The sequence below is a fragment of the Pseudomonas khavaziana genome (genome assembly GCF_036704165.1).
Taxonomy (GTDB): Bacteria; Pseudomonadota; Gammaproteobacteria; order Pseudomonadales; family Pseudomonadaceae; genus Aquipseudomonas; species Aquipseudomonas khavaziana.
The window spans coordinates 4,685,777-4,697,890 of the sequence record NZ_CP129946.1 but is presented as its reverse complement, the minus strand read 5'-3'; the positions used below and the strand labels follow the sequence as shown (position 1 = coordinate 4,697,890).

7 protein-coding genes are annotated in these 12,114 nt (G+C 60.1%); 3 read left to right on the top strand and 4 right to left on the bottom strand.

The features are described from left to right. Nucleotides 1–359 precede the first annotated feature (359 nt). On the top strand, nucleotides 360–683 hold the full coding sequence (locus QYQ93_RS20835; protein WP_043051628.1) for a hypothetical protein: 324 nt from the start codon (nucleotides 360–362) through the stop codon (nucleotides 681–683). Nucleotides 684–858: 175 nt separating this feature from the next. Further along, on the top strand, nucleotides 859–2,223 hold the full coding sequence (gene rmuC, locus QYQ93_RS20830; protein WP_206426343.1) for a DNA recombination protein RmuC: 1,365 nt from the start codon (nucleotides 859–861) through the stop codon (nucleotides 2,221–2,223). 474 nt (nucleotides 2,224–2,697) lie between these two features. Here rmuC and QYQ93_RS20825 read toward each other — a convergent pair. The 4 genes from QYQ93_RS20825 to QYQ93_RS20805 form a co-directional block, all read right to left on the bottom strand. Next, nucleotides 2,698–4,250 (bottom strand): IS3 family transposase gene (locus QYQ93_RS20825; protein ID WP_124421718.1). Its coding sequence is split into 2 segments (ribosomal slippage): nucleotides 2,698–3,788 and nucleotides 3,788–4,250, totalling 1,554 coding nucleotides; the frame shifts between segments, so codons are not numbered across the junction. Nucleotides 4,251–5,102: 852 nt separating this feature from the next. Continuing rightward, nucleotides 5,103–8,573: a NahK/ErcS family hybrid sensor histidine kinase/response regulator gene (locus QYQ93_RS20815; RefSeq protein WP_338475391.1), complete on the bottom strand. Its 3,471-nt coding sequence runs from the start codon at nucleotides 8,571–8,573 to the stop codon at nucleotides 5,103–5,105. Nucleotides 8,574–8,690: 117 nt separating this feature from the next. Further along, nucleotides 8,691–9,074 (bottom strand): YbaN family protein, encoded by a 384-nt coding sequence (locus QYQ93_RS20810; protein ID WP_043049656.1) that lies wholly within the window; start codon nucleotides 9,072–9,074, stop codon nucleotides 8,691–8,693. Nucleotides 9,075–9,094: 20 nt separating this feature from the next. Continuing rightward, nucleotides 9,095–9,682, bottom strand: coding sequence for a YecA family protein (locus QYQ93_RS20805; protein WP_043049657.1), 588 nt, complete (start codon nucleotides 9,680–9,682; stop codon nucleotides 9,095–9,097). 275 nt (nucleotides 9,683–9,957) lie between these two features. Between QYQ93_RS20805 and recQ the strand changes: the two genes are divergently transcribed. Further along, nucleotides 9,958–12,087 (top strand): DNA helicase RecQ, encoded by a 2,130-nt coding sequence (gene recQ / locus QYQ93_RS20800; protein WP_338475390.1) that lies wholly within the window; start codon nucleotides 9,958–9,960, stop codon nucleotides 12,085–12,087. The last annotated feature ends 27 nt before the right edge of the window (nucleotides 12,088–12,114 follow it).

Below are 12,114 nucleotides of genomic sequence, written 5' to 3'. Positions count from 1 at the left end.
TGTTGAATCAAAAAACGCTGACCTTATAACCTCCTCGCGGGTACTTGTGCACATTGGTTGCGGCGTGTGTAACCCTTCGGTTCCTGACCCTGGACGGCGCTCATTTGCCTGTAATCAAAATTTAAGTCAATGAAAAATCTCGCTTTTTTTTATTGGTGAAAAAATCGTCAGTTTGACCTGAGGCCCCATTCCATGGGCCTTTGAGCCAGTTCAAGGGGGGTTGTCCACTGAGTTATCCACAGCTTCTGTGGATTGTCCCGAGCGCTTGCTCTAGAACGGGCGTGCCGGGTTTTTTCAGCTTTACCTGTACGAAAAAAAGAGTAGAGTGGCGCGCCTTCCGTTCTGTCCCACAGTGCTTTATGAAGTTTCGCTCAGTATCACCTTCTGTTACCGACACTGCCCAAACTGTTACCACCCCCAAGCGTTTTTCCTTGAAGGTTGCTTTGTGGCTGCTCGACAGCCCGCGCCTTGGGCAGAGCAGCAATATCAAGCACTTCGCTGGACGCTTGCTCAAACAGCCCGCCCGTGAAGGTGTGGTTGCCGCGCAGAGTCGTCTCGGCCAACTGATGTGCCGCGAATGCGGGAACGCCCGCGACCGCCGTATAGGCCACGACCTGTTGCGTTCTGCCGCTCGCGCCGGCGACCGTCGCGCTCAGCGCGAACTGGGCCAGGTCGAAGACTGAGCTGTCCTCCAGCCCTGCGCTTGGTTACCCTTGTTTTTTTTCGGTGATGGCAGAAATGGCTATGGTAGTTGACTGGACCAGTATCGCCTTGGGGCTTGTTGGCGCAGCAGTACCTTTATTGGCGCTGTGCTGGCAACTCCAGCGACGTCTGAGCGCACGCGCTACCGGCTGGGAACTGCTGGAAGAGCGCCTGGCGACCGCGCAACTGGCCCAGGAGGGGCTCGCTGCCCAGTTGGACGCCAGTCGCGATGAGATCAGTGACCTGAGCCACGCCAATGCCGCCAAGCAGGCCGACCTGGCTGCCTTGCGCCGCGAAGTCGAATTGTTGCAGATCGACCGCGATAACGCCCGCGATGCCGCCCACGCCTGGAACCTCGACCGCAGTGCCAAGGAAGCCGAGCTGCGGCGTCTCGACGCCCTGGCGGCGGCCCTGAGCGCGGAACTGCGCGAGCAACAAGACAGCCATCAACAACGTCTCACTGACCTGCAAGGCTCACGGGATGAGCTGCGTGCGCAGTTCGCCGAGCTGGCCGGCAAAATCTTCGATGAGCGTGAGCAGCGCTTTGCTGAAACCAGCCAGGAACGCCTGGGCCAACTGCTCGACCCGCTTAAGGAGCGCATCCAGTCGTTCGAGAAGCGAGTCGAAGAAAGCTACCAGAACGAAGCCCGCGAGCGTTTTTCCCTGGCCAAGGAGCTGGAGCGCTTGCAGCAACTGAACCTGCGCCTGTCGGATGAAGCCACCAACCTGACCCGAGCCCTCAAGGGCCAGAAAACCCAGGGCAACTGGGGCGAGCTGATCCTTGAGCGGGTGCTGGAACATGCGGGCCTGGAGAAAGGCCGCGAATACCAGACCCAGGTCAGCCTCAAGGGCCCGGATGGCGAGCGTTTCCAGCCGGACGTACTGATCATGTTGCCGGGCGACAAGCAGGTGGTGGTCGATTCCAAGGTCAGCTTGACCGCCTATCAACAGTATGTCGCGGCGGACGACGATGTGATTGGCCAGGCCGCTTTGAAGCAGCATGTACTGTCCCTGCGCAATCACGTCAAAGGCTTGGCCGGCAAGGATTACAAGCGCCTCGAAGGTTTGCACAGCCTGGACTTCGTCCTGTTGTTCGTGCCGATCGAAGCGGCGTTTTCCGCGGCATTGCAGGCCGAGCCCAACCTGTTCCAGGAAGCCTTCGACCGCCATATCGTGATTGTCAGCCCCACTACTTTGCTCGCTACCCTGCGGGTGATCGACAGTCTGTGGAAACAGGAGCGTCAGAGCCAGAACGCCCGGGAAATCGCCGAGCGTGCCGGGTGGCTGTACGACAAGTTCGTGCTTTTTATCCAGGACCTGGACGAGGTGGGCAATCGGTTGCAGCAGTTGGACAAGGCCTACAGCGCGGCACGAAACAAACTGACGGATGGGCGTGGGAATCTGGTCAGTCGTACCGAGCAACTAAGGCTGCTCGGTGCCCGTGCCAGTAAGAGCCTGCCGGCGGATCTGCTGGAACGGGCGATGACAGATTCGGATGGTGTAGCGCATCTCCCCGAATAGACCTGTGGCCAAGTGTGGGAGGGGGCAAGCCCTAATGCCAGTCAGTTAAGCGGTCATCGCCTTCTGTAGGAGCGAGCTTGCTCGCGAAAAACGTCAACGATAACGCGTGTTTGCTGAATGAACGCGGCGCCTGTAAGTTTTCGCGAGTAAGCTCGCTCCTACAAAAAAGCCTTAACTGACTGGCATTAGGGCAAGCCCCCTCTTATCAAACTACATGTAAACTACTGATTTTAAAGAGTTAAAATTTAGTCCTAACGCCGGATATTTTGGCGGCGGTCCAGGTTGCTGCGCGACGGCGCCACGTCGACGATGTGACCGGGTTGTTGGGTTGTTGGGGCGAGTACATATCCGTTGCTTAGGTAACGGCCACTATAGGTTCCGCCCTTACGGCGGCTCACTTTGCAAAAGCGGCAAAGTAAGCAAAACGCTCTTGCCCCCGGCGTTTTTCAAGGTAGTTGTCGCGTCAACCGTCTGCTATGCCGCTTTTTGTTCGGTCTGCTGTTCCCTATCCGGATTCAGCAGCACCGTTCCTACTGGTTCCCAGTTACGTGTTTGTCCTGACCACCGTTCAGGTCTTTTCCGGCGCTCCCGCTCATACAGCTCATGACGCAGCGCCAGTATCTGATGATCTTTCCCTCCATGGCGCTCTGATGGGGTGACGAAGCGGATCCGGCTGTGCCTGTGTTCGCTGTTGTACCACCGCATAAAATCCCTCACCCAAGTCCGTGCAGCGTCTAAGCTGGCGAAGCCTTCCAAGGGCCATTGCGGGCAGTATTTCAATGTTCTAAACAGTGATTCCGAATACGGGTTGTCATTGCTTACACGTGGACGACCGCGAGAAGGCGTGATACCCAGCTCATACATTTTGCTTAACAGCGTCACCGATTTCATTGGCGCTCCGTTATCAGAGTGCAATACCAAGGGCTCACGCAGGCACTTCTCATTGATCACGCTACGTTGCAACAGCGCAGCAGCTTTTTCACCACTTTCTTCATCATAAACTTCCCAACCTACCGCCTTGCGGCTGTAAATATCTTCGATCAAATACAGGTAAAAATACTTACCGCGTATGGGCGAAGGAAGATACGTGATGTCCCACGACCACACCTGATTAGGCCTCTGAGCTGCGTGCGTTGTCGGCATTACTACGCGCCGAGGTCGTCGACTACGACCTCTGTGGTGTTGTTGGCCGGCTGCTCGCAAGATGCGATAAAACGTAGCTTCCGACGCCAGATACCGTGCTTCGTCTGCCAGGCGCGGAACGATCTGGCTGGGAGGTAAATGGGCGTATAGCGGGCTGTTGCACAGGGTTACGATGGCTTGTCTTTCAATTTCACTCAGCGCATTACGCGGCTTGGGCCGCAAGGTGGTGGTGCGCGCATCGGCCTGTAACTCTGGCGCCTGAGTCCAGCGCTGCAAGGTTCGCAGCGACAGTCCAACCTCTTGGCAAGCGCGTAATTTTCGGGCGCCTGCGACGATGGCTTCAATCAACCAACCCACCAACAACTGCCGTTCCGGCAAAGAAGTCAGTTGTCCTCGCCGTCGGTCCCCCAGTAATCGTTGAGCTTTTTTCGCAGCACTAACAACGCTGCGGTTTCGGCCAATGCAGCGTCTTTACGGCGCAGATCGCGCTCCAGCTCCAGGATGCGTTTTTTGTCTTTACGCGTCTGCTCATGGTCAGCCATTTTTTGGATCTGCACCGCCTCTTGACCGCTAATACAGGCTTGACGCCAAGCATTGATCTGCTCGGGGTAAAGGCCGTTTCGACGGCAGTACTCACCTAATTCAAGTTGCGTCAGGCTGGCTGTTTCAATGACAGCGGTCAACCGGGCCTCAGCAGACCATTTATCAGAAAGCGATATATCTTCTGGCACTTTGCTTCCTTGGACACTGGCCATCTTGCGCCAGGTATACAGCGATACATCGCTGACCCCTTCACGGCGACAAACTTCGGCTACCGTCAGGTTCAGCGGGGGAAGCAACATCTTAAGCAATGTGGCTTTACGTTCGGGTGAATAGTACGTCACAACCTGTCTCTTTCCGCCCTCGGTATGCTTTTTTGGGGGTAAATCAGGAGAGGCGACAACTATCCTGACACCGGGGGCCTCGCTTAGGCTCGGTGTGCCCGTAATCCGACAGGGATTTGGGGGGCCGCCGCCACGCGCCATCCATGGCGCGGGGCGGCTAAACCGGCATCCCTGCCGGTTTACCCCCCAAATCCCTGTCGAATTCCGGCCAGCGTGGTTTAACGGGGCGCCTTAGATCAAAAACACAGCGAGGCGGCCTTATAGCCGACCTGATCGTTGAAGTGTGCGCGTACCCCTGTGGGAGCGGGCTTGCCCGCGAAGGTCGTTAACGATGCCGCGGGAAACCAGAAAGAACGCGGCGTTCTAAGGTTTTTCGCGAGCAAGCTCGCTCCTACAGAAAGCACAAGCGCCGCCAGCGTATCTGCGATGCGCAGCGAGTCGCTCTTGATCTTGCTTTTGATCTTAGGCGCCCCGTTAAACCACGCTGGCCGAACGCCGGCTTGAAGCCGTGGGTAACCCGGCAGGACGCCGGGTTAGCCGTCCTGGGCCAGGGATGGCCCATGACGGCGGCCCACGGATTCAAGCCGGGGTGAGGGCACACCGAGCCTAGGCGAGGTGCCGAGTGGTGGGGCAAGAGCGTTTTGCTTACTTTTACGCCTTTCAAAAGTGAGCCGCTGTAAAAGCGGAACCATAAGTGGCCGTTGCCCAAATAACGGATATGTACCCAGGACGAAAACCAACATCCTGCTCGGCTGTCAGGCTGCCACGGGAACAAGCTCCCTAGTTTGCGGCGCGACAGCGTCACATCGAAGAGGTGGTGGCGGCTCCCACATTTTCACCGAGTACGACCCTTTACAGAGGCAGATGCCTGCTCAACAGTGCCCGCAACGCCGCCGGTTTCACCGGCTTGGCCAGGTAATCCAACCCCGCGCCATGCACCTCGGCGACCATCTCCGGGCGCCCGTCGGCGCTGATCACCACGCCGGGGATCGGCTCGGCCAATTGTGCCCGTAGCCAGCCCATCAGCTCGGTGCCGGTTTCGCCGTGGTCCAGGTGGTAATCCACCAGTGCCAGTTGCGGGCGCATGCCCTCGGCCAGCAGTGCCGCACATTGGGCCTGATTGGCTGCGGTCCAGACTTCACAGCCCCAGCGTGTGAGCAGGCTGCGCATGCCAATCAGGATGCTCTCCTCGTTATCCACGCACAGCACCCGGGCGCCGCTCAGAGGCAGGCCGTTTTCCGCCGGCGCCTTGGGTTGCGGGATGGCCTGGTTGCGCGCCAGCGGCACGCACACGCTGAAGACGCTGCCCTTGCCCGGCCATGAACGCACACTCAATTGATGGCCCAGCACGCGGCACAAGCCGTCGGCAATCGCCAGGCCCAGGCCCAGACCCTTTTCAGCCCGGGTCTGGTGGCTGTCCAGGCGCTTGAACTCTTCGAAAATCACCTTTTGTTTATCCAGCGGAATGCCTGGGCCGCGATCCCATACTTCCAGGCACAGTTCGCCCTGGCGTCGACGTACGCCAAGCAGCACTGGGCCGTCGGCATAACGGAAGGCATTGGTCAGAAAGTTCTGCAGGATCCGCCGTAGCAGCTTGATGTCGCTGTCCACCCGCAAGCGACTGCCGCGCCAACGGAAGCGCAAGCGTTGCTCATGGGCCAGCGCCTTGAATTCAGCGCCCAGGGTGTCGAACAGCTCATTGAGTACAAAGGGCTGGCGTTGGGGGTTGATCTTGCCGTTTTCCAGGCGGGAGATATCCAACAGGTCGCTGATCAGGTCTTCGGCCGAACGCAACGAGCTGTCCAGATGCTGCACCAACTGCCTGGCCTCGCTGGACAGCCCCTCGTGCTGGTGGGAGAGGGCGGCGGAGAACAGCCGCGCGGCGTTCAGCGGTTGCATCAGATCGTGGCTCACCGCCGCCAGGAATCGCGTCTTCGATTGGCTGGCGGACTCGGCCACGCCCTTGGCATCGGTGAGGGCCACGTTGAGCTGCGACAGTTCATGGGTGCGCTCGGTGACCCGCTGCTCCAGGCCCTCGTTGGCCTCGGTCAGCGCTTGTTCGGCTTCGCGAAACGCGGTGATGTCGGTGAAACTCATGACAAAGCCGCCGCCGGGCATCGGGTTGCCGATCAGCTCGATCACCCGACCATTGGGAAACAGGCGCTCGGAGGTGTGCGCACGGCCCTGGCGCATCCAGTGCAGGCGGCGCGCCACGTGCACCTCTGCCTCGCCAGGCCCGCACAAGCCGCGCTCGGCGTTGTAGCGGATGATGTCGGCAATCGGCCGGCCGACGCTGATCAGGCCGTCCGGGTAGTTGAACAGCTCCAGGTAGCGCCGGTTCCAAGCCACCAGTTTGAGGGACTGGTCCACGACGCTGATGCCCTGGGTGATGTTCTCGATGGCGCCTTGCAGCAGGGCACGGTTGAACTGCAGTACCTCGGAGGCCTCGTCGGCGATCCTTACGACGTCCTCCAGTTGCATTTCCCGCCCTTCAATCGCCGCTTTCACCACAGCTCGCGTAGAAGAGGCACCCAGTACGCCCGCCAGCAAGCGTTCGGTATGGGCGATCCAATCGTTGTCGGCATTCTGGTTGGGGTTGAAGCCTTTGCCCTGGCGATAGGCGAAGCGGATAAAACTCTGCTGGGCACGTTCTTCGCCGACAAAGCGTGCCGCCAGGCTGAGCAGGTCGCTGATCTGCACCGACAACATGGACCGGGCATTGGCGCGCTGGCTGATTTCCTGGCCGATGAAACGCCCAGCCTGCCAGTGTTCGGACACCCGTGTGCGTGACAGCATTGAAACCCACACGAACAAGGTGAAGTTACCCGCCAGGGAAAATACGGTGCCCAAGGTCAGCGACGTCACCGACAGCCCGAACGGGTGGGAATGCATCCAGGTCAGGCCGGGGAACAGGCTGAGCGACCAACCCAGGCTTTTCGCGGTAACTGGCAGGACCAAGGTGTAGAACCACAGGAATGTACCCGCGGCCAAGCCGGCGAACACGCCCCGGCGGTTAGCCTGCTTCCAATAGAGTGCGCCGAGCATTGCCGGGGCCAGTTGGGTCACGGCGGCAAAGGCGATCTGGCCGATGGTAGCCAGGCTGGCGGTGGAACCCAGCAGGCGGTAGCTCACATACGCCAGCAGCAGGATGATCACGATGCTCACCCGGCGTACCGAGAGCATCCAGTGGCGGAACACTTCAAATGGCCGCTCGGCGCTGGAGCGCCGTAACAGCCAGGGCAGCAGCATGTCGTTGGAAACCATGGTCGACAAGGCGATGCTGGCCACGATCACCATGCCGGTGGCGGCCGAGGCGCCGCCAATGAATGCCAGCACGGCGAGCGCCGGATGGGCCTGGGCCATCGGCAGGCTGATTACATAGGAGTCTGGCAGCACCGAGCCAGGCAGCAGCATCTTGCCGCCGAGGGCAATGGGCACCACGAACAGTGCGGCCAGGATCAAGTAGGCCGGGAACACCCATTTGGCCAGGCGCAGATCCTGGGGGTCGATGTTTTCAACCACGGTCACATGGAATTGCCGCGGCAGGCAGATGATCGCCATCATGGCGACGCCGGTCTGTACCACCATTGATGGCCAGTTAATGGTCTCTTTCCAGTATTCCTCCAGGCGTGGCGCGAGCATTGCCTGGCTGAACAGATCGCCGAAACCGTCGTACAAGCCGTAGGTGACAAACGCACCGACGGCAAGAAAAGCAAACAGCTTGACCAGGGACTCAAACGCAATCGCCAGCACCATGCCGCGATGGTGTTCGGTGGCGTCGAGGTTGCGCGTACCAAACACAATGGTAAACAGCGCCAACACCAGGGACACGATCAAGGCCGTATCCTGGGCCCGGGTGCCGGTGGTGTCAGGGCCGGCGCCGATCAACAGGTTCACCCCCAGTACGATGCCTTTGAGTTGCAATGCGATATAGGGCAGCACGCCGACCAGGCAGATCAACGCCACCACCACCGCCAGGGACTGGGATTTGCCGTAGCGGGCGGCGATAAAGTCGGCAATCGAGGTGATGTTTTCCTGCTTGCTGATCAGGATCATCTTTTGCAGCACCCAGGGGGCCAACACCAGCAACAGCACCGGTCCCAGGTAGATCGGTAAAAATGCCCACAACTGTTCGGCAGCCTGGCCTACAGCGCCAAAGAAAGTCCAGCTGGTGCAGTACACGGCCAGCGACAAACTGTAGACCCACGCACGCACACGCGGTGGCAGCGGCGCATGGCGGCGGTCACCGTAAAAGGCAATGGCAAACATAATGGCCATATAGGCCAGGGCAACGGCGGCAATCAGCCCGCTGGACAGCGTCATGGTAACTCCGAGCATAAGAACACCCGGGCACTCCAGGCCCGGTTGGACAGTCTCGCATGATGCCTGGGGTTAGTCAGTGTCGACCAAGGTCGTGTGGGATCTAATGTCGCAGGTGCGTCAGCGCGGTGGCAGGGTTTTCTGGCGCAGGATGTAGATCGTCACCAGTACCGCACTGGTCAGCATGAAGCCGCGTGCCCAGGGCAGGGGGACCAGGTAGCAGGAGATCGCGATGCTCAACCACATCAAGCCGATGGCGTAGACCTTGCCTTTGAGCGGGATGCCATTGCCGTCCAGGTAGTCACGGATCCAGGGGCCCAGGCGCGGGTGCTCTACCAGCCAGTGGTAGAAACGCGGGGAGCTTCGAGCGAAGCAGGCGGCGGCAAGCAGGAGGAAGGGCGTGGTCGGCAACACCGGTAGGAAAATGCCTATCACTCCCAGCGCTACACTCAGCCAGCCAATGGCCAGCAGCGCGTAGCGCAGGAGCGGCGAGCGGTTGCCCATGGGTGCCACGGGCAAGCGACTCAGTGGTGACGTGGCTTGAGGATCGCCGGTTTTTCGTCAGGCGCGTTGCACAGCAGGTACAGCGCGGTGAGGGCTTCCGGGATCTGTACGATCATGTCGTCCATCAGGTTGGCGTCGGCGGCGATGTCGGCGAATTCAGGCTGGTCGTCGAACAGGCCGGAACCGACCATGATCGGCAGGAGCATTTCGCTGACTTCTTCCTCGGCGGTTTCGAACCAGGCGGCTTCGCGCAGGAACACGCCTTCCATGAAACCGATGCACCAGCCGCGCAGGTCGGAGTCGTCCGGCTCTTCGCCGAGGTCCAGGTCGCATGGCAGCTCGAATTCCTCATCGGAAGCCAGCTGGCGACCGATGTGGGCCTTGAGGGCCAGCAGGGTGGCTTCGATTTCTTCGCGCTGGGCGGCGTCGGCGTAGTGAGGCTCTTCGGCGAACAAGGCGTCGATCCACTCACGGTCCGGCACGACGTCAGAAGAGATCGACAGGGCGGTCAGGTAGCCGTGGGCGGCCACATAGTCCAGCGCCTCGTCATGCAGCTCATCGGCGTCGAGGAAGGCTTGCAGGCGGGTTAGTTGCTCAGCGAAGGACATTGAAGGGCTACCTTGGGAATAAACGATGCTGAATTCTAGGCTTTCTTGAGCGCCCAGGCCAGCCGCACCGCACATTTGCCCGGTTTTAGCGTGGGCGTCTATTCGTCAGGCGCGCCCTTTGGCGGATGATGCTCGGGTATACTGCCGCGTTTTGTGATGCCCCTGCAGGCCCAGCGCCAATCCGGGAAAACTTCGCTTACGGATTATTTACCGTGGCAGCGCATTTTTTCGGCCAGCCTGTACAGAGGGATTTCGGCACCATTTTGGAGTTTTACATGCTCGAGCAGGCTCAACGCGTCCTCAAGGACATCTTCGGCTACGACAGTTTTCGTGGCCGCCAGGGTGCGATCATTGAGCGCGTGGCCAATGGCGGCGATGCCCTGGTGCTGATGCCTACCGGTGGCGGCAAATCGTTATGTTTCCAGGTGCCGGCGCTGTTGCGCAATGGCCTGGCCGTGGTGGTGTCACCGCTGATTGCGCTGATGGACGATCAGGTCGCCACCCTTGAAGAACTCGGTGTCGCCGCTGCGTCGTTGAACTCCACCCTCAGCGCCGAGCAGCAGCGTGACCTGGCCGCCCGCATCAAGCGTGGCGAGGTGAAGATGCTGTATCTGGCCCCCGAGCGCCTGTTGCAGCCGCGTATGCTGTCCTTCCTGCAGAGCCTGGACATTGCCCTGTTCGCCATCGACGAAGCCCACTGTGTATCGCAATGGGGGCACGATTTCCGCCGCGAATACCTGCAGCTTGGCCAACTGGCGGAACTGTTCCCCGACGTGCCGCGCATCGCCCTGACCGCCACCGCCGACAAACGTACCCGCGAAGAGATCGTCGAGCGCCTGCATCTGCAGAACGCCGAGCGTTTCCTGTCGAGCTTTGATCGACCGAATATTTTCTACCGCATCGTACCCAAGGAGCAGCCGCGCAAACAGTTGCTGGCGTTCCTGTCCGAGCGGCGCAGCGATGCGGGCATTGTCTATTGCCTGTCGCGCAAGAAGGTCGATGAAGTCGCCGCGTTCCTTTGCGAACAGGGCTATCCGGCGTTGCCTTACCACGCCGGCCTGCCGAACGATCTGCGTGCCTACCACCAGAAGCGCTTCCTCAACGAGGAGGGCCTGATCATGGTGGCGACCATCGCCTTCGGCATGGGTATCGACAAATCCAACGTGCGTTTCGTGGCACACATGGACCTGCCCAAGTCCCTGGAGGCCTATTACCAGGAAACCGGGCGTGCCGGCCGTGATGGCCTGCCGGCGGATGCCTGGATGGTGTACGGCCTGCAGGACGTAGTGATGCTCAAGCAGATGCTGCAGAACTCCGAAGGCGACGAACGCCATAAGCGTCTGGAGCAGCACAAGCTCGATGCCATGCTGTCGTTGTGTGAAGAGACCCGCTGCCGGCGCCAGACGCTGCTGGCCTATTTCGACGAAGACATGCCCGAGCCCTGCGGCCACTGCGATAACTGCATCGACGGTGTGCAGACCTGGGACGCCACCGAACCGGCGCGCCAGGCATTGTCGACGATCTACCGCACCGGCCAGCGCTATGGCGTGGGACACTTGGTGGATGTATTGCTGGGCAAGGACGACGAAAAAATCCGCAGCTTCGGCCACGAGAAACTCTCGGTCTACGGCGTTGGCAAGGCCCGCGCCGAAGGCGAGTGGCGCTCGCTGTTCCGGCAGATGGTTGCCCGTGGCCTTGTCGACATCGATATCGAGGGCTACGGCGGGCTGCGCCTGAATGACAGTTGCCGACCGTTGCTCAAGGGTGAAGTGAGCCTGGAGCTGCGCCGTGACCTCAAGCCGCAGACCACCGCCAAGAGCAGCAGCACCAGCCAGGCCAGCCAGCTTGTGCGGGGCGAGGAGCGCGAACAGTGGGAAGCCCTGCGCACCTTGCGGCGCAAACTGGCGCAGGAACACAGCGTGCCGCCCTACGTTATCTTCCCCGACTCCACCTTGCTGGAAATGCTTCGCGAACAACCCACCACCATGGCCGAGATGGCCCGGGTCAGCGGTGTGGGTGCGCGCAAGCTGGAGCGTTACGGCCAGGCGTTCCTCGAAGTGCTCGGTGGCCAGGCTGAAGCACCGAAGGAAGTGGCTGATATTCGCCACGAACTGATCAGCCTGGCCCGCGCTGGCATGACCCCGATCCAGATCGCCGGCCAGCTGCAATGCTCGGAAAAAAATGTGTATACCTTGCTCGCCGAAGCCATCGGCAAGCAGCAACTGTCGTTGGAGCAGGCTCTTGATTTGCCTGAGGATTTGCTCGGCGAAATTCAGGATGCATTTCTCGATGGAGAAGGCGAATTGCCACCTGTCGCTGAGATCGCTCCATTGTTTACCGGGCGTGTTCCTGAGGGCGTTTTGTACTGCGTGCGTGCCGCCTTGCAGTCGGAATTCGAAATTTAGTGTGCCAATTACGACAATGTAACGAAT

Bases quoted from the DNA above. Each gene is read 5' to 3' on its own strand.
- QYQ93_RS20810 (WP_043049656.1), bottom strand. From the start codon at position 9,074: ATGGGCAACCGCTCGCCGCTCCTGCGCTACGCGCTGCTGGCCATTGGC.
- QYQ93_RS20805 (WP_043049657.1), bottom strand. From the start codon at position 9,682: ATGTCCTTCGCTGAGCAACTAACCCGCCTGCAAGCCTTCCTCGACGCC.
- QYQ93_RS20835 (WP_043051628.1), top strand. From the start codon at position 360: ATGAAGTTTCGCTCAGTATCACCTTCTGTTACCGACACTGCCCAAACT.
- recQ (WP_338475390.1), top strand. From the start codon at position 9,958: ATGCTCGAGCAGGCTCAACGCGTCCTCAAGGACATCTTCGGCTACGAC.
- QYQ93_RS20815 (WP_338475391.1), bottom strand. From the start codon at position 8,573: ATGACGCTGTCCAGCGGGCTGATTGCCGCCGTTGCCCTGGCCTATATG.